Source organism: Synechococcus sp. WH 7805 (genome assembly GCF_000153285.1).
Classification (GTDB): Bacteria; Cyanobacteriota; Cyanobacteriia; order PCC-6307; family Cyanobiaceae; genus Synechococcus_C.
In genome coordinates this window covers 1,588,382-1,608,212 of record NZ_CH724168.1, presented here as the reverse complement: position 1 = coordinate 1,608,212, position 19,831 = coordinate 1,588,382, and the positions used below count along the sequence as shown (strand labels likewise).

Here is a 19,831-nt window from a genome sequence, read left to right as displayed (position 1 = left end):
GTCGAATTTGGCCATCGGGCGCTTCGCAGATCAGTCAGTACAGGGAACCCGTTCGATGGGTCATCGCTCGGAACACTAAGGATCGCGGCGGAACAGAGCAATGTCAGCCCCCCGTAATGATTCCTCCGTCCTTCAAACTGTCCACCACCCTGTCGATCAGGCCGTAATCAACTGCTTCGGAGGGGGACAAAAAGTAGTCACGATCAGTGTCTTCGGCGATTTTGTCGAGCGGTTGGCCCGTGTGCTCTGCCATTAGGCCATTGAGCGTTTCTTTCAGAAACAAAATTTCCTTGGCTTGGATTTCGATGTCCACGGCCTGCCCTTGGGCTCCTCCCATGGGCTGGTGGATCATGATTCTTGCGTTAGGCAAGGCCAGGCGTTTGCCCTTGGTACCCCCTGAGAGGAGAAAGGCGCCCATGGAGGCGGCCAAGCCATAACAAATGGTCACCACATCAGGAGCCACCTGCTGCATCGTGTCGTAGATCGCCAAGCCGGCCGTCACCGATCCGCCTGGGGAGTTGATGTACACCTGGATGTCTTTCTCAGGATCCTCTGCTTCGAGGAAGAGCAACTGAGCCACTAGGGCATCAGCCACGGCATCGTCGACGCCGGTGCCGAGGAAGATGATCCGCTCACGCAACAAGCGTGAGTAGATGTCGAAGGCCCGGTCACCGCGGCCGGACTGTTCAACCACTGTTGGAAGCACACCCGGTGCAGCCTGTGGATGGACCGACATGGGCTGAGTGCCCCGCCAGCGGTTCTGAATGGGATGGGAAGTAAGGGCGTCGATCACGCGGCGACTGGCGGGCTGTTCTTGATTTGCAATCTATGGGCGCCGATCAGGATTCGGCGTTTTCACTGTCGGCTTTTGCCGTTTTTGCCTTGCTGGTCTTGGTTTTGCTGGCGCTTTTTTTGGCGGCTGATGGCTTGCTGTCTTTGGGTTCCGCTGTTTCGGGTTCTGCCGCTTTTTCGGTGATTGTGCTGTTCTCTTCCAGCCATCCCAGGAGCTTCTCCTGAAGCAGATCGTCGAGAACGGCCTGACGCAGACGTTCAGGGTCGATGTTTCGCTCACCGGAGAGCTGGCCTTTCACCTCCTTGAGCTTGGTGTTGAGCTCCGTGTCATCCACGCTGAGCTTCTCGCTTTCAGCCAAAGCAGTGAGGGCGAGGCTGCGGCGCAGGCGTTCTTCGGCTTCAGGCCGGGAGGACTCCATCAGATTGCGCACCAATTCGGGGGTGAACAGGGACTGCACATCCATCCCCTGTTGGGCGAACTGGCCGGCCGTCTGTTCCACAAGGTTGCGCACTTCCTGTTGAATCAGGCTTTCAGGCAGTTCCACTTCGAGCTGCTCCACCAGAGCCGCGAGGAGGGCGTCGTGACGGTTGCTGCGGGAGCGACGCTCGGCGTCATCTTTCAACCGCTGCTCCAGGTCGCTGCGCAGATCAGCCAGGGTCTCCTGTTCGCTGGCCTGCTTGGCGAAGGCGTCATCCAGCTCGGGCAGTTCGCGGGTCTTGAGATCCTTGAGCTCGATGGCGAAGCTGGCCTTGCGGCCGCGGGCATCCTCCTTGGGGTAATCCTCGGGAAAGGTGCAGTCCACGGTTTTGCTGTCGCCCACGGCCATCCCCACGACGCCTTCAACGAAGCCGGGAATCATGCGGCCGTGCTCGAGATCCACATCCATCGAGTCGGCACTGCCGCCTTCGATCTCGCTGCCATCGTCGCTGTAGGTGCCCTTGAAGCCCACCACGGCGATATCACCCTTTTCAGCCTTGCGACCTTCCACAGGCACCACCGTGGCCAGTTGCCGGCGGGACTGTTCCAGCATCTCGTCCACCTTGGCGGCATCGAAGGCAACGCTTTCCGCTTCCGCCTTCAGCCCCTTTGTGCTCTTGAGCTTTGGTGACGGCGCCACATCGGTTTCCATCGTCACGGTGAGGGCTTCACCGGGCTTGAAGGTGTCCAGCAGCTCCTCGAAACCGCCGCTCAGTTCCGGTTGGCCTAGGGCTTCGATCGTTTCCTGGGCAAGGGCATCACGCCAGATGCTTTCCACCAACGTTTCCAGGGCTGTGGCTCGGATGCGCAGGGCGCCGAGCTGCTGAACCAGAACCGTGCGGGGTACTTTCCCCTTGCGGAAGCCGGGCAGGTTCACGCTGCGGCTCAGGCGATTGATCGCTTCCTCGTAGCTTGCCTGACTCCGTTCCGCTGGAACGGCCATCTCCACGGCCAGGCGGCTGCCGGGTCGGGAAGCGGTGGTGACCTTCAGGCTGGCGGCACTCATTGGCGGGTCGCAGTACAAGCAGCCCAATACCTTAAATAAGTGCCTGACCATGCCCTGCCGCGTAAGCTGACAGAACGATCAGCAAAAGCTGCAAGTCCGCTCAGGCGGTGCTGAATCACCCGGCGATGAATCGCTGGATTCAATTGTTTCGATACGCGTCCACTTGTCCACTGCCGCCTCACTGCCGAATCGACCTCTCACGGTGGCCATTCTTGGTGCGAGCGGAGCAGTGGGTCAGGAACTTCTCCAATTGCTGAATGAGCGTCGTTTCCCTGTCGAGGAACTCCGCCTGCTTGCCTCAGCCCGCTCTGCAGGAACCCGCTGCTCGTGGAACGGTCAGGATCTGACGGTTCAGGAGGTCCGCGAGTCCGCTTTCGAGGGTGTGGATCTCGTGCTGGCTTCGGCCGGTGGTTCCGTGTCGCGGCATTGGCGTGATGCGATCGTGGCAGCAGGGGCCGTGATGGTGGACAACTCCAGTGCTTTCCGCATGGATGACGACGTCCCCCTGGTGGTGCCTGAAGTGAACCCGGAGGAGGCGTTCAAGCATCGGGGTGTGATCGCCAATCCCAACTGCACCACGATCCTGCTCACCCTGGCTTTGGCACCTCTGGCGGCCCGACGGGCGCTGCGTCGCGTGGTGGTGAGCACGTACCAGTCCGCCAGTGGTGCGGGGGCCCAGGCCATGGAAGAGCTGAAGACGCACTCCCATCAAGTGCTCGCTGGGACGACACCCATCCCCGCAGTGCTTCCCCATTCCCTTGCTTTCAACCTGTTTCTTCACAATTCACCGCTTCAGGCGAACAGCTACTGCGAGGAAGAAATGAAGATGGTGAACGAGACACGCAAGATCATGGGATTGCCGGATCTGCGCTTTACGGCCACCTGTGTGCGAGTGCCCGTGCTTCGGGCTCATTCGGAAGCTGTGAATGTGGAGTTCGATGCCCCTTTCCCTGTCCAGGAAGCCCGAGATCTGCTCGCTGCAGCTCCGGGGGTGCAGCTGATGGAGGATTCCGCTGCAAATCGCTTCCCGATGCCCACGGATGTAGCCGGCCGAGATCCCGTGATGGTGGGCCGTGTGCGTGAAGACATCAGCGAGCCCAAGGCTCTCGAGTTCTGGCTTTGTGGGGATCAAATCCGCAAGGGGGCTGCTCTCAACGCCATCCAGATCGCCGAACTGCTGCTACCCGCCTGAATCGTTATGAGCCCTGCCGCAGAACTCTCTCCCACCCCCTTTGGCCGTTTGCTGACGGCCATGGTGACCCCGTTCGATGCAGAGGGAGCGGTGGATCTTGCCCTTGCCGGACGTCTGGCACGTCATCTTGTGGATGAGGGGTCGGATGGTCTCGTGGTGTGCGGTACCACCGGTGAATCCCCCACACTCAGCTGGGGTGAACAGGTCCAGTTGCTGGAGGCTGTGCGTCAAGCCGTTGGCCCCGGGGTTTCTGTGCTCGCAGGCACAGGCAGTAACTGCACCCAGGAAGCCGTAAAGGCCACCTGTGAGGCGGCTGCGGCTGGTGCCGATGGGGCTCTGGTTGTGGTGCCTTACTACAACAAGCCTCCCCAGGAAGGCCTGGAGGCTCATTTCCGTGCCATCGCCGAGGCCACTCCCGAGCTTCCGCTGATGCTTTACAACATCCCCGGTCGAACGGGTTGCTCCATCGAGCCTGCCACCGTTGCGCGCCTGATGGATTGCAGCAACGTTGTCAGTTTCAAGGCTGCCAGCGGCTCCACTGAAGAAGTCACGGCGCTACGTCTGGCCTGCGGTGCGCGACTGGCGATCTACAGCGGTGACGACGGTCTGCTGTTGCCCATGTTGTCGGTGGGTGCCGTGGGTGTGGTGAGTGTGGCCAGCCATCTGGTGGGCCGCCGGATGCGCGCCATGGTGGAGGCCTATCTGAGTGGTCAGCCCGCTGTCGCGCTCGGCCATCACGAACAATTGATCCCCCTGTTCAAGGCTTTGTTCGCCACCACCAATCCCATTCCGGTGAAAGCAGCGCTCGAGCTGAGCGGCTGGCCGGTGGGTTCTCCCCGTTGTCCCCTTCTTCCCCTCGATCCCGCGATGCGCGCTGCCCTCTCCGACACCCTCGCTGCCCTGCGTCCGACCTGACGCCACGGCTGCTGACAGCGCTGCGCGCGCCATCTCCATTGATTTCTTCCCTTTTCTGAACTGAATCCATGACCGCCTCCACCGCCACTGCCAAGCAACCCTGCCTTCGCGTGATTCCGCTCGGGGGTCTGCATGAGATCGGCAAGAACACCTGCGTCTTCGAGTACGGCGATGACCTGATGTTGGTGGATGCCGGCCTCGCCTTCCCCAGCGACGGCATGCATGGTGTGAACGTGGTGCTGCCGGACACCAGCTTTCTGCGCGAGAACCAGAGGCGCATCCGCGGCATGATCGTGACCCACGGTCACGAAGACCATATCGGTGGCATCGCGCACCACCTCAAGCACTTCAACATCCCGGTGATCTATGGCCCGCGCCTGGCGCTGTCGATGCTCACCGGAAAAATGGACGAGGCAGGCGTCACCGACCGCACCACCCTGCAGACCGTGGGTCCGCGGGATGTGGTGAAAGTCGGCCAGCACTTCTCCGTGGAGTTCATCCGCAACACCCACTCCATGGCCGACAGCTTCTCGCTGGCCATTAGCACCCCGGTGGGCACGATCATCTTCACGGGTGACTTCAAGTTCGATCACACCCCCGTGGATGGTGAGCACTTCGATTTGGCGCGCCTGGCTCACCACGGTGATCAGGGGGTGCTCTGTCTGTTCAGTGACTCCACCAACGCTGAGGTGCCTGGCTTCTGCCCACCTGAACGCTCCGTGTTTCCGAATCTCGATCGCCACATTGCTGATGCCGAGGGTCGGGTGATCGTGACCACCTTCGCCAGCTCGATTCACCGGGTGTCGATGATTCTTGAGCTTGCGCTCAAGAACGGCCGCAAAGTGGGCCTGCTGGGCCGCTCAATGCTGAATGTGATCGCTAAGGCCCGCGAGCTGGGCTACATGCGGGCCCCCGATGAGCTGTTTGTGCCGATCAAGCAGATCAACGATGTGCCCGACCGGGAAACCCTGCTGCTGATGACCGGCAGCCAGGGTGAGCCCCTGGCTGCACTCAGCCGGATTTCTCGCGGCGATCACCCTCAGGTGAAGGTGAAGAGCTCCGACACAATCATTTTCTCGGCCAGCCCCATTCCTGGAAACACCATCTCGGTGGTGAACACCATCGACCGACTGATGATGCTGGGCGCCAAGGTGGTGTACGGCAAAGGCGAGGGCATCCACGTGTCCGGCCACGGCTTCCAGGAAGACCAGAAGCTGATGCTGGCGCTCACCCGTCCGAAGTTCTTCGTGCCCGTGCACGGGGAGCACCGCATGCTGGTGCGTCATGCCCGCACCGGGCATTCCATGGGTGTGCCTGAAGACAACACCCTGATCATCGATAACGGTGATGTGGTGGAACTCACCCCAGATTCCCTGCGCAAGGGCGATCCGGTGAAGGCCGGCATCGAGCTCCTGGATCAGTCGCGCAATGGCATCGTCGACGCTCGGGTGCTGAAGGAGCGTCAGCAGCTCGCTGAAGACGGTGTCGTTACGATCCTGGCGGCGATCAGCACCGATGGGGCGATGGTGGCCCCCCCTCGGGTGAATCTGCGCGGTGTTGTGACTACAGCCGATGCCCGCAAGATGTCGCTGTGGACCGAGCGTGAAATCAACTGGGTGCTGGAGAACCGCTGGAAGCAGCTCACCCGCAATACCGGCGGCAAAGCGCCCGAGGTGGATTGGATGGGCGTGCAGCGTGAAGTGGAAGTGGGCCTCAGTCGCCGCATGCGGCGTGAGCTGCAGGTGGAACCCTTGATTCTCTGCTTGGTGCAGCCGGCTCCGGCTGGCACTCCGGTGTACAAGGGCCGGGCTGATGCCGAACCTGACAATCGTCCGGCGCCCCGCGGTCGCGGAGGTCGCCATGGTGGCGGTGGCCATGGAGGTGGTGGACGCAACGCCGCCGCAGCTGGCGGTGGTCGTAATCGCGATACGGCACCCGTGCGGGTAGCCAAGTCTCCGGTTGCCACGCCTGCATCCCCGTCAACCTCTGTGCTTTCAGCACCAGCTCCTGCTGCAGCGACGACAGCTGTGTCCGCCCCGGCCGCTGCATCCGTTGATCAGGAGATGCCCGCTGGACGCACCCGCCGCCGCCGCTCGGCTGCGGTTTGATCTCAGAGGTCGACCCGCAAGCGTCCAGCTTTCAGCTTCTGCAGCAGGCCTTCTGGAGTGGGCGTGCTGCAGATCAATTCTGGTTTGTTAGTCGCTGATTCAAGGATCGCTTCTTCGTCGGGGTTTTCTCCCTTTCCAAGAATTTTCTCTTCCAGATGTTTTTCTTCCTCAGGGAGAGAGAGTGGTGGGCCTCCAGGCTCAGAAATCAGGTCGGGAGCTCTTCCCTTGACGTCAGGTGAGCTGGTGTCGAGCCAGGGTGTGGCAGTTGTCTGCGCTTGGAAATCCGGTGCATTTGTCAGATCCGATGGTGCTGACAGAAAGGGGTCTCTGATCAGTGAGGTTTGAGCCGTCTCCGATTCCGCAGTTTGAATTGTCTGCGTTGTGGTCTGTTCCGCTAGGCGCTCGAGCCCCTGCTCCGCTAATTCCTGAAGTGTGTCGGGGGGATGGCTGTTAAGCACCAGGTTGTAAAAAGCGCGGGCCTGATCCGTTTGCTGCAGGCCATAGAGCTGGATATGGCCCGCGAGCAGGGCCACGAAGGCTTGCCAGGCCAGCGCCGCATCTCGTTCCTCAGCTGCCTCAATCAGCGGCTCCAGCTCTGCCATCAATTCGCTGGTGATGGCCTGGGCCGTCTGAAAATCTCCAGCTCCGTAAGCCTGCTCGGCCGCCACATAGCGCGTCTGAAAGTCGGCGTCCACGCTGTTTAATCTCTGTTGTTTAGTTGTACCCAGTTCCGGCACCAGTGCAGGCGATGGCCGCTGGAAAGATGGCGTTCTCCAGGCGGCTGCTGGGGCCCGATGGCGCGGCTGAGTTCCTCCAGCTGCCGTGCTTGAAGAGATCGCACTCCCCTCTGCTGAAGCCAGCGTTGCAGCAGAGTGCGCCTGGGATCAGGAGCCAGAGCCTGCAATGGAGGACGTTGCAGCCCGTTGCCGGGGCTGTTGATGCTCTGCAGGCTCAGATCCACCAGGGCGTTTTGGGTGTCGTGCACCTGGGAGATCCGTTCGCTCAGCAGGGCCATGCGCCGGCTGCAGCCGGCATGAAGGGACTCGAGCACGGGCAGCAGCTCCAGGCGGATGCGGTTGCGTTCGATGCGCAGATCGCTGTTGCTGGGGTCGTGCCAGACCGGCAGTTGCAGGTCTTGGCAGATCGCTGCTGTTTCTTCCCGGGTGAAATCGAGTAGGGGTCTCACCAGCCGAGGGCCGTTGCTGGCGTTGGCCTGCAATGGTCTGCTCTGACGCAGGCTGCCCAGGCCTGCCAAATCTGTGCCGCGGCTGAGCTGCATCAGCAGGGTCTCGGCACGGTCGCTGGCGGTGTGGGCAGTCACTACCGTGCAGGAGTTGCTGGATGCGCACGTCTGGTTCAGCTGCTGGGCGTACTGGCTGAGCTCGCTGTAACGCCAGGCGCGTGCTGCCGCCTCGCCGCTGGTCATTTCGGCTGTGCTGCGGCTCACCCGCAAGGGCAGGGCCTCTTGTGCGCACCACTTGGCGAGATCCTTGGAGACGCACGCTGAGCCGGGATGCCAGCCATGGTCGCCATGCCAGAGCTGCAGGGTCCAGTGGTGGTGTTTTCTGAGATCGCGCAGTAGCCCCAGCAAGGCCATCGAGTCCTGTCCGCCGGACAGCGCCAGCAGCAGGGTGGTGCCCCGGGGCAGAAGTGTGGGTTTCAGAAGCAGCTGGCGATGCAGCCGGTCGTGCCAGTGCAGCCAGGGCTCGCTGGCGGTCATCGGGCTGGAGCAGTGGCTTTCTGATCTTGCCTGCGCATGCGGTGGGAGAATGCTTGAATCTGATCATTCAGCTGGATGACCCGCCTTTCACTGCTGTCTGCCGCTCTTCGCCGCAGCCTGGACCAGCGGTCCACGCTCAAAGTGATCGCTGGCTTGATGAACTTTGATGCGGCCTCGGTGGCCCGCGTGTCCCGCGCCGCGGGGCTGGGCGGGGCTGATCTGATCGATGTGGCCTGTGATCCAGAGCTGGTGGCGCTGGCATTGGAGGTGTCTGGTGGCGTGCCGGTGTGTGTGTCATCGGTGGAACCTGAGCAGTTCCCGGCTGCAGTGGCCGCCGGTGCGGCGATGGTGGAAATCGGCAATTACGACGCCTTCTATCCCAAGGGTCGGGTCTTCGGTGCCGAGGAGGTTCTGGAGCTCACCCGCCGCACCCGCGCCCTGCTTCCAGATGTCGTGATGAGCGTGACGGTGCCCCACATCCTGCCGATGGATCAGCAGGAACAGCTGGCAGTGGAGCTGGTAGCCGCCGGCGCAGATCTGATCCAAACCGAAGGCGGTACCAGCGCCAAGCCCTTCAGTGCCGGCAGCCTTGGCTTGATTGAAAAGGCCGCACCCACCCTGGCTGCTGCCCACAGCATTAGCGCCGCCTTGCAACAGGCCGGTCTGCGTGCACCTGTGCTCTGCGCGTCTGGACTGTCGGCCGTCACCGTGTCGATGGCTATTGCTGCCGGTGCTTCCGGTGTGGGTGTGGGGTCGGCGGTGAATCGCCTCAGCGATGAGTTGGCGATGGTGGCTGTGGTGCGCAGTCTGCGTGAGGCTCTCACTGCGAGCCCGGCCACAAGTCGCGTGTGATTCATGCCCTTGGCAGCTCGGGCGAGGGTTTCTAGGTTGAAACTCTGATCAATCCATTCGGTATGGGAACCCTCGCCTGGCTGCTCCAATGGCCCGTGAGAGCTGTGGTGCTGCTGGTGGTGGCAGCTCTGCCTCTCGGTGTTGAAGTGGCCAATTTCGGCACAGCGTTGTGGGCCGCAGTGCTGATCGGCTTGCTGGGGACGTTGCTGATCCTGCCCTTGAAACTGCTGCTGGGGCCGCTGTGGGTGGTGACGTCCCTGGGCGGTTTGATTTTTCCTGTGTCGTTCCTGTTCAACTGGTTGATCGCCACCATCCTGTTCGCCCTGGCGAGTTGGCTGATCGATGGATTCACCCTCAAGCGCGGATTCTTCAGTGCCCTTCTCGGCGCTGGGGTGTACAGCCTGATCGGCACCGTGGCGGTGCGGGCTTTGTTGGGGCCTGGTGCGTAGGTTTCTGCTGCCCGCTTTCTCGAAGCCAAGGCAGTTCTCCGTAAGGTGGTTGGCCATTCCGGGCGACTGACGCAAGGACCATGCCCGCCTTCGACCTCACAGCTCCCTACAGCCCCAAGGGTGATCAGCCGACGGCGATCAAGCAGCTGGTGGCGAGGGTGAATGACGGGCAGCGTTATCAGACTCTGCTGGGCGCGACGGGCACGGGCAAAACGTTCACGATGGCCAATGTGATTGCCCAAACCGGCCGGCCGGCACTGGTGTTGGCCCACAACAAAACCCTGGCGGCCCAGCTCTGCAACGAGTTGAGGGAGTTTTTCCCTCACAACGCCGTGGAATATTTCATCTCCTACTACGACTACTACCAGCCGGAGGCTTACGTTCCGGTGAGCGACACCTATATCGCCAAAACGGCATCGATCAATGAAGAGATCGATATGCTGCGCCACTCGGCAACGCGGTCGTTGTTTGAACGGCGCGATGTGATTGTGGTGGCCTCGATCAGCTGCATCTACGGGCTGGGAATACCGAGTGAATACCTCAAGGCTGCTGTGAAGTTTGAGGTGGGCGAGACGCTGAACATCCGCGGTCAGTTGCGGGAGCTGGTTAATAACCAGTACAGCCGCAACGACACTGAAATTGCCCGTGGTCGCTTCCGCATGAAGGGCGATGTGCTGGAAATCGGCCCCGCCTATGAAGACCGGCTGGTGCGGGTGGAGCTGTTTGGCGATGAGGTGGAGGCGATCCGCTATGTAGATCCCACCACCGGGGAGATTCTTCAGAGCCTGGAGACGATCAACATCTATCCGGCCAAACACTTTGTGACCCCCAAAGACCGCCTGGACACTGCGGTTCAGGCGATCCGCTCGGAGCTCAACGAACGTCTGGATTTTTTGAATGCCGAGGGCAAGCTGCTGGAGGCTCAACGGCTTGAGCAACGCACGAAGTACGACCTGGAGATGCTGGGGCAAGTGGGGTACTGCAATGGCGTGGAGAACTACGCCCGCCATCTGGCCGGTCGTGAGCCGGGCTCAGCACCGGAATGCCTGATTGATTATTTCCCCGACGATTGGCTGTTGATCGTGGATGAAAGCCATGTGACTTGCTCCCAGTTGCAGGCGATGTACAACGGCGACCAGGCCCGCAAGAAAGTTCTGATTGACCATGGCTTCCGCCTGCCCAGTGCAGCGGATAATCGCCCGTTGAAGGGGGAAGAGTTTTGGACGAAGGCACGCCAGACCGTGTTTGTGAGTGCTACGCCGGGGAACTGGGAGTTGGAGGTAAGCGGCGATGAGGTGGCTCAGCAGGTGATCCGGCCCACCGGCGTGCTCGATCCGATCGTGGAGGTGCGGCCCACTAACGGCCAGGTGGATGATCTGCTCGGGGAGATCCGTGACCGGGCCAGCAAACAGCAACGGGTGCTGGTGACGACCCTCACCAAGCGGATGGCGGAGGATCTCACCGACTATTTGGCGGAGAACGACGTGCGGGTGCGCTATCTGCACTCGGAGATTCACTCCATCGAGCGCATCGAGATCATCCAGGACCTGCGTTTGGGTGAATACGACGTGCTGGTGGGGGTGAACCTGTTGCGGGAGGGCCTGGACCTACCGGAAGTGAGTCTGGTGGCGATTCTCGATGCGGATAAGGAGGGCTTTTTGCGGGCTGAGCGGTCGTTAATTCAGACCATCGGCCGGGCGGCGCGCCACGTGGAGGGTAAGGCGCTGCTTTACGGAGACAATCTCACTGATTCGATGGCCAAGGCGATCAGCGAAACCGAGCGCCGACGCAGCATCCAGCAGGCCTACAACGAGAAGCACGGCATTGTGCCGACGGCTGCGGGCAAGAAGGCCAGTAATTCGATCCTCAGTTTCTTGGAGCTGAGCCGCAAGCTCAAGACTGACGGCCCGGATGCCGATCTAGTGAAGGTGGCCAGCAAGGCGGTGGAAGCTCTTGAGGACGATGCCGATGGCATGACTTTGGATGCCTTACCGGAGCTGATCGATCAGTTGGAGCTGAAGATGAAGGACGCAGCCAAGAAGCTCGACTTCGAAGAGGCGGCGAACTTGCGGGATCGCATCAAGCGGCTGCGTCAGAAGCTGGTGGGTCAAAATTAAACAACATTTTGTTGCGGAGGTGTTTAATCGAATCTTGATTTTGGGGGTTTGCGTCGAGGTGTGTTGGACGTTTAAAGTCTGACTGGTAATTACGTATTTCTATGCTTAGAACAGCTGATTGGACTTACTTAGATTTAGAAAAAACCGGATGCTCTTTTCTGACTCGTAAGCTACGAAGAATATGCGAGGGTGCAAAATTTGTGAAAGAAAAAAAGCACTCACGCCCAAAAGTTGTTGATAGTACCCCAAAAATTCTGACAATTCGACAACCCTTTTTGTGGTATTTTTCGCTTTGGTCTTATGGATTGGATGGATGCGGCAAGTTTTTCCGATCGTTCACGAAACTACATCCCAAGTCTGCTAGTCTCGCTTACGGTTCAAAGTCAAAAGATAGTTTCTCGTATTTTCTTGATTTCACCCTCTCTCATAATTTAATCAGTCCCGCGTCAAACCAAAATACGCGTTTACCATTTTCGTGCGATGTTTATACTTCTAGAATACTAACAATGCTAGTTCCTGCGGAGAAGCTGCCCGAATTTAATGGAACAATTTCAGGCAATTTGTCTTACGATTCTATAGCTAAAGCTTTGAATCCTTTTTTGCCGGAGGTTGTTATTAGGACGTCAACATTGAATAATGATTTTTATGCATATGCAAGCTCTGGTCGGTTAAGCTTCTTAAATTTGAAGTCTGATTGGCAAGAGGATTTTCCATTGGAATCAGAGCAGCGGAATGTATCAAGCCTGTCGTCTTCAAATACTTCGCTTGATAAAGTGCAGGATTACTGTTCTGACTATCATCGCTCATTGCTTGCTGAGAAGTCTCATACGGCGTCTTACCTTTTGGATCAGGCTCAAGTAAAGATTGCAAGCCTCAGTAATTAGTCATTAGTCATCAGCCAAATCGGGTCGTCTTAATGATCGACTGCAGGCTTTAATCGTGAACTTGGTCGATTTTTTGAGCCTCTAAAAGTTATTTCTCCAGAGGTGATTCCGTTCCCTGGGCTTCGTGGTGGGTTGATCCACCCAGCTGGAATCCGGTATGGACAGCCCGAAGGGCGGCAATGCCGTCGGACTCAGCCACAACGCAACTGGTGCGAATTTCGCTGGTGGCGATCATCTCAATGTTCAGCCCCGCGTCCGCCAGATAGCGGAACATGCGTCCAGCGGTGCCGGCCGTTGCCGGCATCCCCGCACCCACGGCGCTGACGCGGGCAATGGCGGGACCATCCTCCAGCAGTGCTCCGGGCCATTGGGCCAGCAGGCCTCTCAGGGCGCGATCGGCGGCTGCGCGGTCGTCACGCTTGAGCGTGAAGCTGATGTCGCGGCTGCCATCGGCGTGCTGTCGCTCCGACTGCACGATGCCATCGAGGCTGATGCCTGCGTCCGCCAAGGCATGGCAGAGAGCACCGGCGGTGCCGGGTTTGTTAGGCACGTGTCGCACGCTCACCTGGGCCTGATCCCTGTCCAAGGCCACACCACGCACTTCCGGTTCGCCCTCGCCGCTGGGCAGGGGATTAAGGCTGATCAGAGCGCTGTCGAGTTCGAACGCTTCCTGGGTGGCTTGCAGGGCCTTAGCACCGGCGGATGCCTCGATCACGCAGCTCACCTTCACTTCGCTGGTGGCGATTAAACGCAGATTGATGCCGACCCGTGACAAGGTCTGGAACAGGCCGGCGGCGATGCCGGGCCGACCCATGATCCCCGCGCCGCTGATGCTGAGTTTGCTCATGCCGGCTTCTGCAACGAGATCACCGCCCAGGGTTTGGAGCTGGGCGTTGCAGATGCAGCGGGCCTTATCCAGTTCGGATTCGGCCACGGTGAAAGTGATGTCGTTGCTGTTGTTCTCGTGGGTGGACTGGATGATCAGGTCCACATTCACCCCGCCTTTGGAGAGGCTTTCGAAGAGTTGGGCGGCCACGCCGGGTTGATCCGGCACATGAGAAAGAGCCAGCACCGCTTGCTCTTCTACCAATTCGGCTCCATCCACCGGCCGCCCCAGTTCCAGTCCCTCGCGTCCAATGGGCTGGGCGCTGCGGCTGGTCAGGGTGGTTCCGGCGTCATCGCTCCAGCTGGAGCGCACCACCATGGTGACGCCATAGTTTCGGGCGATCTCCACGGCGCGGGGATGGAGGACGGCAGCCCCGAGGCTGGCCAGCTCGAGCATTTCATCGCAGCTCACCTCCGGCATGAGCTGAGCATCCACCACCTTGCGCGGGTCGGTGGTGAGGACTCCGGGTACATCGGTGTAGATCTCACAGGCGTCGGCGCCGAGGGCTGCCGCCAGGGCTACCGCCGAGGTGTCTGAGCCACCGCGGCCCAGGGTGGTGATCTCGGCGGTGCCGCCACTGCTCAGGCTGGTGCCCTGAAAGCCGGCCACCACCACCACCTGCCCTTCGGCCAGGCGGCTGCGCAGACGGTCGGTGCGTACATCGAGGATGCGGGCCCGGCCATGGGCTGACTCGGTGACGATGCCGACCTGGGAGCCGGTCATCGAGACCGCTGGCACGCCTAGGGCGTGCAGAGCCATCGACAGCAGGGCGATGGACACCTGTTCGCCAGTGGCCAGCAGCATGTCCATCTCCCGCTGGGGCGGGTTGCTGTTGATGGCACGAGCTTTGGCGGTGAGTTCATCGGTGGTGTGGCCCATGGCCGACACCACGATCACGAGGTCATTGCCGTCTTCCTTGCAGGCGGCGATGCGCTGGGCAACGGCCTGAATGCGCTCAACGCTGCCAACGGAGGTGCCGCCAAATTTCTGCACCAGCAGAGCCATCCTTGCCGCTTCATACCGGAGGCGATTGTCTCATTGAGTCGTCGGCTGCCGGGGACATTAGAAAGACGGAGCGATTTAGAATGAGAAATACTGGATCTTATTGCCAGAGTTTGCCAAGTATAAGATCCCAGATTTTTGGATTAAAAAATATATTCCCTGCAAGGGGTGTAAATGTTAACTCGCTGAAGCGGATTATCCCATTTTCATTGTATAAATCAACGCGCACGAATCTGAAAGGCTTGCTTAGTTTTTCTGCGATTCGAATTAGCTCGTTTAAATTTTCTGGTCTTTTGATCTGACTTTCTGGGGGCTTTCCGTTAACTCTTGAGATCTGCATATCTTGCCATTGACGATTGTAGAAGGGACTGACTGGATTGCCATCGTCTGCTTGGATGAGTGCCACTGATCCTGTAAAGCACCAAAGACGAAACATGAGTGGAGGCTTATTGCGGTCACTTTTGACAAGTTTTTCAATAAAAGCTTTGGGTTCGATAAAAAAGTATTGTGGTTCAGCTGCGGCAAAGTAGTAGTTTTTTGTAAGTAAATTCTTGATCGCTTGTCGAATCTCGTTCAGGTTATTCTGCCTGATCACTTGATGGCCACCACAGCCATGATTGGTTTTGAGAATCCAATTGCCACAGGCGTAATCTTGTAACGGAGCATCGTCTATTTTGCTGCTTGTCCAAATTACTTCGTTGAGGTATTCGGGGCCAATTTGGGAGGCAACGTACGTGCGTACATTGATTTTGTCAGTCATTTCGGTCACAATTTTAATGTCTTGCCAATGGGCAGCTATAATGAAGTGATGTATTTTGTCTGTGAATGTTATGGGCTTCTTGATTGTTAATTTTCTATTGAAAAAACGCTGGTAGCGGTTGAGCGTGAATCGTGTGCCTTTTTCTGCTAAGTCGGATGGCATTTTCATTGATTGTTATTGGGTAATTGCGAAAATTGCTAGTTTTTTGATTGTTTTGTCAGGCTTGATTGGACTGAAAAGGTTTCTCAACCAAGCAGCCCATCACGGAAGGCATCGCCTGGTAAAGCGCCGCGTTTGAGCGCTGCTTCCACATCCAGAAGCCGGCCGAGCAGCTTGAGGCAGCGTTCCGGGCTGCGGCCCTGTAGCTGCTTGCGCATCACGTAGATCCGCTTGGGATTGCCGATGCCGGCGGCCTTGGCGATCACGGCCACATCCCGTTCTCCTTGCTGCTCCAGCAGCAGTACCCAGAGCCAGCCGCGAATCTGCCCAGAGAGGGTGGCGACGATGCGCAGGGCTGGTTCGCCGCCTTCGATCAGAGCATCGAGCAGGGCGATTGCTTCCCCGGGATCGCCGGCGAGAAGGGCATCGCCCACCTGCAGGGCATTGGTGCTCAGCCCGTCGATCAGGCTTTGCACGGCTGCAGCGCTGATGCGATCGCTGCCAGTGCTCTCGGCGTGCAGGGCCAGTTTTTGCAATTCCATTGTGAGCCGGGCGCTGTCGCTGCCGATGGCATCGATGAGGGCATCCACTGCGTTGGGCTCCAGGGTCAGAGCGAGCTCGTCAGCAGTGCGCTCCACCAGCTGCCGCTGACCGGCGCCATCCCAGACAGCCGGCAGTTTGAAGCTGAGTTCCTTGGCTTGCCCTGCCTTCACCCGCTTCTGCAGGGCCTTGGTGGTGCGCAGCCGGCCATCGGGTTTGGTGGGGTTGCAGAGCAGCAACTGGGTGCTGTCGGGGATGGCGTCGATGGACGCTTCAAAGCGATCGGCCAGCTCACTGGGGCAAGCATTGCAAAAGGGTGAGCGCTGTAGCAGCACCACCCGCGCCCCGCCGCCAAACGGCGGCGTTCGTGCCTCTTCCAGAGCCTGTCGGGCCTGCCCGCTCTCGCTGCCATCCAGCCTGCTCAAGTTCACGCTGGCCCAGGCCGGATCCAGCGCGCTGTTGATCACTGACTGAATGGCCCGCTCCAATGCCGCGGAATCATCGCCCCACAGCAGCTGGATCGGCATGGTGACGGGGCGTCAGAGGATGCTGAAGTCTGCCCTGTGTGGGCAGTGCCTGTCTGAGGAGAGCGCCGCCATGGCCGATCACCCGATCTTCACGGAAAGCATTCGGCGCATTCGTGCCCTGCTGGGGGAGACGGATTTGGACACCCTGGAGCAGCAGGTGCTGGAGCGGCTTGTGCACAGCAGCGGTGATCCCGGCCTGATGTCCCTGCTTCAGTTCAGTGATGGCGCCTGCGCTTGCGGTGTGGAGGCGCTTACGGGTAAGGCTGTGATTCTCACGGACACGGCCATGGCCGCGGCGGCGGTGTCACCGATGGCGGCCCGAACCCTGGGCAACGCAGTGCATTGCCTGCTCGACTGGGCTCCGCCGCTCGCGCCGCAGGGATCCACTCGATCAGCAGCGGCGATGCAAAGAGCCTGGCCTGAACTCAGCGCAGCGGCTCGCGCATCCGGCTCTGCCCTGCCGTTGGTGCTGGTGGGCAGTGCCCCCACCGCGTTGGAGCAGCTGCTCGATCAGGTGCAGGCAGGGGCCGATACCCCTTCGCTGGTGATCGGCATGCCGGTGGGGTTTGTGGGAGTGCCGGAAAGCAAACGACGCCTGGCCGTTAGTGGTCTGGCCCAGATCCGCTTAGAGGGCACCCGTGGCGGCGCCGGTTTGGTGGCTGCAGCCGTGAATGCATTGCTGCGGGCCGCTCAGGCCGCCAGCTGATCGAGCACCTGCCGAGCGCGTTGCACCACGGGTGCGGGCACGCCGGCGAGGCGCGCGGCTTCGATGCCGTAGCTGCGGCTGGCTCCGCCAGCCTGCACTTGATGCAAGAACACCAGATCGGCGCCGGTTTCCTGCACCATGACCTGGAAGTTGGCCACGTTGGAGCGCTCTGCGGCCAGGTTGTTGAGCTCGTGGTAATGGGTGGCAAACACGGTGCGGGCTTTGAGATCGCCGGCCAGGTGTTCGCTCACGGCCCAGGCGATGGAAAGGCCATCGAAGGTGGCCGTACCCCGGCCGATCTCATCGAGCAGCACCAGGGAGCGTTCGCTGGCGTGGTGCAGGATGTTGGCGGTTTCCGCCATTTCCACCATGAAGGTGGACTGGCCCGCAGCGAGATCATCCACGGCGCCCACCCGGGTGAAGATGCGATCGGTCAGGCCGATGGCGGCTGAGGCGGCAGGCACCCAGCTGCCGATCTGGGCCAGCAGCTGAATGACACCGATCTGGCGTAGATAGCAGCTCTTGCCGCTTGCATTGGGGCCGGTGAGCACGATCAGATCAGTGCCATTGCCCAGGGCGAGGTCGTTGGGGGTGAAGGCGGACTCAACCAGCAGCTGTTCCACTACCGGATGACGACCTGCGCGGATCTCCAATTGGCGATTGTCACTGAGCACTGGGGCGCACCAGCCGCCTGTGGCGGCGGACTCTGCCAGCGAGGTGAGGGCGTCGAGACTGGCTATTGCTCGGGCCGCTTGGCGGATCGGTGCGGCCATCGCCCCCACCTGCTCACGCAGGCCACAGAAGAATTCGTATTCCCGCTGGCAGGCCCGAGCTCGCAGTTGAAAGATGCGTCCTTCCCGCTCTTTCAGTTCTGGGGTGATGAAGCGCTCCTCATTGGCCAGGGTCTGGCGGCGGATCCAATGGTTCGGCACCGATGAAGCCTTGGCTTTGCTGACCGCCAGGAAGTAACCGAAGGTGCGGTGGTACTGCAGGCGCAGGTTGTTGTTGCCGCTGCGCTCACGCTCCAGACGCTCCTGCTCGGCCAGCCAGGCGTTCTGATCGTCGAGTTGGTTGCGCAGGCCATCGAGCAGGGGGTCGACGCCGTCGTGGATCAGGCCGCCTTCGCTGAGTGAGAGGGGAGGGGCGGCGATGAGGGTCTGGCGGATGTCAGCGGCCAGCTCGACTAGAGCTGGTTCAGGCTGATGCAGAGCTGTGAGCTCCTCGGGCCAGTGCGTCAGCTTGCTTTGCAGGCGGGCCGTTAGTTGGGGGAGCCGCTCGAGGCCATCGGCGATGGCCACCAGATCGCGGGCACCGGCATGGCCTGCACCGGCCCGGCCTGCCAGGCGCTCCAGATCGCCCATGGGGCGCAGCAGGCGGCGCAGCACCTGGCGCAGAGAACGCTGATCCACCAGCAGGCTCACCACCGCCTGGCGCTGTTGGATGGCGGTGAGGTCCATCAGTGGCGCCTCCAGCCAGCGGCGCAGGCAGCGGCCGCCCATGGCCGTGAGGGTCTGGTCGATGGCCCAAAGCAACGATCCCTGCAGCTGTCCGTCCCGCTGGGTGGCTGTGAGCTCCAGGTTGCGGCGGGTCTGGGCGTCGAGCACCAGGGTCTCGCCGCTGTGCACGATCCTGGGTACATCCAGAGGTACACGGGCGTTGTCTTCCAGGGGCTGGGTGTCGTTGACGTACTGCAGCAACCCTCCGAAAGCCCGTAGGGCCAGGGGTAGCTCCGGCAGGCCCAGGCCATCAAGGCTCGTCAGTTTGTAGTGCGCCTTGAGGGTCTGTTCCGCCTCGGGAGCGCTAAAGGGGGTGCGGGCCATGGGGCTGAGCCGCAGGCGATCGGGGCACCAGGCCGGTCGCGCTGGCTCGGTGTCGTCCTCAGCGGCCCAAAGCAGTTCAGATGCTTCGAGCTGGGCCAGCTGCTGGTGAAGGGCATCGCTGCCGCTGCGCTCCAGCACCAGCACATCGCCGGTGCTCACGTCGGCACTGGCCAGTCCCCAACGGAAGGGCTTTTTACTGGTGGAGGGCTCCACCACCACGGCGGCCAGCCAATTGTTACGGCGGGCGCTGAGCATGCCTTCTTCCAGCACCGTGCCGGGAGTGAGCACGCGGGTGATGCCGCGTTTGAGCAGGGCACCCTTGCTGGGGGTTGTTTCGAGCTGATCGCAGAGGGCCACCGAATAGCCGCGTCGGATCAGGTCGGCGCAGTAGCGCTCAGCGGCGTGATGGGGAATGCCGGCCATGGGCACGCGGCCGATCGCTTTGCCCCCTTCTTTGCCGGTGAGGGTGAGCTCCAGAACCCGTGAGAGCTCAACAGCATCCTCAAAGAAGCACTCGAAGAAGTCACCGAGGCGGTAGAGCAGAACGCGCTCGGGATGCTCAATTTTGAGCTCTACGTAGTGGCGCAGCATCGGCGTGAGCTGGGCCAGATCCACTTGGTTGTGGTGGGCCCAGGCCGGTTCATCGCCGTTGTCGTCTGGATCCGAGCCATCTGCGTCTTGTTCGTTTCCAGCGTTGGTGAACGCATCGCGCTCCTGGCGTTGCCGGGGCCGGGCGGCGGCATCGGCGCTGAGGCTGGCATCCGTCAGGTCATCCAGCTCGGTTGCAGCGGACGGCACCGAACGCCTTTTTGATGTCTCGGCGGATTCAGGAGCTCCGAACAGACTTCCCTGAAGGGTTTGCGCTTCGGATTGGGCAGCGGAGCGCGGCATCGGACGATTCACCCTGCTCGGGATCGT

16 protein-coding genes are annotated in these 19,831 nt (G+C 60.6%); 8 read left to right on the top strand and 8 right to left on the bottom strand.

Annotated features, from left to right (window positions below; all coding sequences use genetic code 11):
* Positions 1–103 precede the first annotated feature (103 nt).
* A complete protein-coding gene (gene clpP / locus WH7805_RS08380) occupies positions 104–793 on the bottom strand; it encodes an ATP-dependent Clp endopeptidase proteolytic subunit ClpP (RefSeq protein WP_006042622.1) in 690 nt (229 codons plus the stop codon).
* Between the two features lie 46 nt (positions 794–839).
* On the bottom strand, positions 840–2,276 hold the full coding sequence (gene tig, locus WH7805_RS08375) for a trigger factor (protein WP_006042621.1): 1,437 nt from the start codon (positions 2,274–2,276) through the stop codon (positions 840–842).
* Positions 2,277–2,439: 163 nt separating this feature from the next.
* On the opposite strand from tig, the gene WH7805_RS08370 reads away from it, so the two are divergent.
* The 3 genes from WH7805_RS08370 to WH7805_RS08360 all read left to right on the top strand — a co-directional run bounded on the left by WH7805_RS08370 (position 2,440) and on the right by WH7805_RS08360 (position 6,491).
* Positions 2,440–3,468: an aspartate-semialdehyde dehydrogenase gene (locus WH7805_RS08370; RefSeq protein WP_006042620.1), complete on the top strand. Its 1,029-nt coding sequence runs from the start codon at positions 2,440–2,442 to the stop codon at positions 3,466–3,468.
* A gap of 6 nt (positions 3,469–3,474) precedes the next feature.
* Entirely contained in the window at positions 3,475–4,383 is a 909-nt protein-coding gene (gene dapA, locus WH7805_RS08365) for a 4-hydroxy-tetrahydrodipicolinate synthase (RefSeq protein ID WP_006042619.1), read from the top strand.
* Positions 4,384–4,451: 68 nt separating this feature from the next.
* A complete protein-coding gene (locus WH7805_RS08360; protein ID WP_006042618.1) occupies positions 4,452–6,491 on the top strand; it encodes a ribonuclease J in 2,040 nt (679 codons plus the stop codon).
* 2 nt (positions 6,492–6,493) lie between these two features.
* Here the strand turns inward: WH7805_RS08360 and WH7805_RS08355 are convergent, their stop codons facing one another.
* Together WH7805_RS08355 and tilS are read right to left on the bottom strand one after the other, a co-directional pair.
* Positions 6,494–7,186: a hypothetical protein gene (locus tag WH7805_RS08355; protein WP_006042617.1), complete on the bottom strand. Its 693-nt coding sequence runs from the start codon at positions 7,184–7,186 to the stop codon at positions 6,494–6,496.
* Positions 7,187–7,191: 5 nt separating this feature from the next.
* Positions 7,192–8,211 carry a tRNA lysidine(34) synthetase TilS gene (gene tilS, locus WH7805_RS08350; protein ID WP_006042616.1) on the bottom strand — a complete coding sequence of 340 codons (1,020 nt, stop codon included), beginning with the start codon at positions 8,209–8,211 and terminating at the stop codon, positions 7,192–7,194.
* Between the two features lie 75 nt (positions 8,212–8,286).
* On the opposite strand from tilS, the gene WH7805_RS08345 reads away from it, so the two are divergent.
* The 4 genes from WH7805_RS08345 (at position 8,287) to WH7805_RS14975 (ending at position 12,513) form a co-directional block, all read left to right on the top strand.
* On the top strand, positions 8,287–9,063 hold the full coding sequence (locus WH7805_RS08345; protein ID WP_006042615.1) for a DUF561 domain-containing protein: 777 nt from the start codon (positions 8,287–8,289) through the stop codon (positions 9,061–9,063).
* A gap of 62 nt (positions 9,064–9,125) precedes the next feature.
* Entirely contained in the window at positions 9,126–9,512 is a 387-nt protein-coding gene (locus tag WH7805_RS08340; RefSeq protein WP_006042614.1) for a phage holin family protein, read from the top strand.
* An 80-nt stretch (positions 9,513–9,592) separates the two neighbouring features.
* Positions 9,593–11,629, top strand: a complete 2,037-nt coding sequence (uvrB, locus tag WH7805_RS08335; RefSeq protein ID WP_006042613.1) for an excinuclease ABC subunit UvrB — start codon at positions 9,593–9,595, stop codon at positions 11,627–11,629.
* A gap of 506 nt (positions 11,630–12,135) precedes the next feature.
* Positions 12,136–12,513, top strand: a complete 378-nt coding sequence (locus WH7805_RS14975) for a hypothetical protein (protein ID WP_232198987.1) — start codon at positions 12,136–12,138, stop codon at positions 12,511–12,513.
* Between the two features lie 88 nt (positions 12,514–12,601).
* Here WH7805_RS14975 and WH7805_RS08330 read toward each other — a convergent pair whose 3' ends face one another.
* The 3 genes from WH7805_RS08330 to holA form a co-directional block, all read right to left on the bottom strand.
* A complete protein-coding gene (locus WH7805_RS08330) occupies positions 12,602–14,404 on the bottom strand; it encodes an aspartate kinase (protein WP_006042611.1) in 1,803 nt (600 codons plus the stop codon).
* Positions 14,405–14,501: 97 nt separating this feature from the next.
* Positions 14,502–15,329 carry an ATP-grasp fold amidoligase family protein gene (locus WH7805_RS08325; protein ID WP_038004567.1) on the bottom strand — a complete coding sequence of 276 codons (828 nt, stop codon included), beginning with the start codon at positions 15,327–15,329 and terminating at the stop codon, positions 14,502–14,504.
* Between the two features lie 77 nt (positions 15,330–15,406).
* The gene (gene holA, locus WH7805_RS08320; protein WP_006042609.1) at positions 15,407–16,387 is read right to left on the bottom strand and encodes a DNA polymerase III subunit delta; all 981 of its coding nucleotides are present in this window, start codon (positions 16,385–16,387) and stop codon (positions 15,407–15,409) included.
* A 19-nt stretch (positions 16,388–16,406) separates the two neighbouring features.
* Between holA and WH7805_RS08315 the strand changes: the two genes are divergently transcribed.
* Positions 16,407–17,093 (top strand): precorrin-8X methylmutase, encoded by a 687-nt coding sequence (locus tag WH7805_RS08315; protein ID WP_369776002.1) that lies wholly within the window; start codon positions 16,407–16,409, stop codon positions 17,091–17,093.
* Here WH7805_RS08315 and mutS read toward each other — a convergent pair.
* Entirely contained in the window at positions 17,078–19,804 is a 2,727-nt protein-coding gene (mutS, locus tag WH7805_RS08310; RefSeq protein WP_006042607.1) for a DNA mismatch repair protein MutS, read from the bottom strand. The genes WH7805_RS08315 and mutS overlap by 16 nt on opposite strands.
* Positions 19,805–19,831 lie beyond the last annotated feature (27 nt).

Coding starts and splice junctions, on each gene's coding strand:
- tig (WP_006042621.1), bottom strand. CDS start 2,276: ATGAGTGCCGCCAGCCTGAAGGTCACCACCGCTTCCCGACCCGGCAGC.
- dapA (WP_006042619.1), top strand. CDS start 3,475: ATGAGCCCTGCCGCAGAACTCTCTCCCACCCCCTTTGGCCGTTTGCTG.
- WH7805_RS08360 (WP_006042618.1), top strand. CDS start 4,452: ATGACCGCCTCCACCGCCACTGCCAAGCAACCCTGCCTTCGCGTGATT.
- tilS (WP_006042616.1), bottom strand. CDS start 8,211: ATGACCGCCAGCGAGCCCTGGCTGCACTGGCACGACCGGCTGCATCGC.
- WH7805_RS08345 (WP_006042615.1), top strand. CDS start 8,287: ATGACCCGCCTTTCACTGCTGTCTGCCGCTCTTCGCCGCAGCCTGGAC.
- WH7805_RS08340 (WP_006042614.1), top strand. CDS start 9,126: ATGGGAACCCTCGCCTGGCTGCTCCAATGGCCCGTGAGAGCTGTGGTG.
- uvrB (WP_006042613.1), top strand. CDS start 9,593: ATGCCCGCCTTCGACCTCACAGCTCCCTACAGCCCCAAGGGTGATCAG.
- WH7805_RS14975 (WP_232198987.1), top strand. CDS start 12,136: ATGCTAGTTCCTGCGGAGAAGCTGCCCGAATTTAATGGAACAATTTCA.
- WH7805_RS08330 (WP_006042611.1), bottom strand. CDS start 14,404: ATGGCTCTGCTGGTGCAGAAATTTGGCGGCACCTCCGTTGGCAGCGTT.
- WH7805_RS08325 (WP_038004567.1), bottom strand. CDS start 15,329: ATGAAAATGCCATCCGACTTAGCAGAAAAAGGCACACGATTCACGCTC.
- holA (WP_006042609.1), bottom strand. CDS start 16,387: ATGCCGATCCAGCTGCTGTGGGGCGATGATTCCGCGGCATTGGAGCGG.
- WH7805_RS08315 (WP_369776002.1), top strand. CDS start 16,407: ATGCTGAAGTCTGCCCTGTGTGGGCAGTGCCTGTCTGAGGAGAGCGCC.
- mutS (WP_006042607.1), bottom strand. CDS start 19,804: ATGCCGCGCTCCGCTGCCCAATCCGAAGCGCAAACCCTTCAGGGAAGT.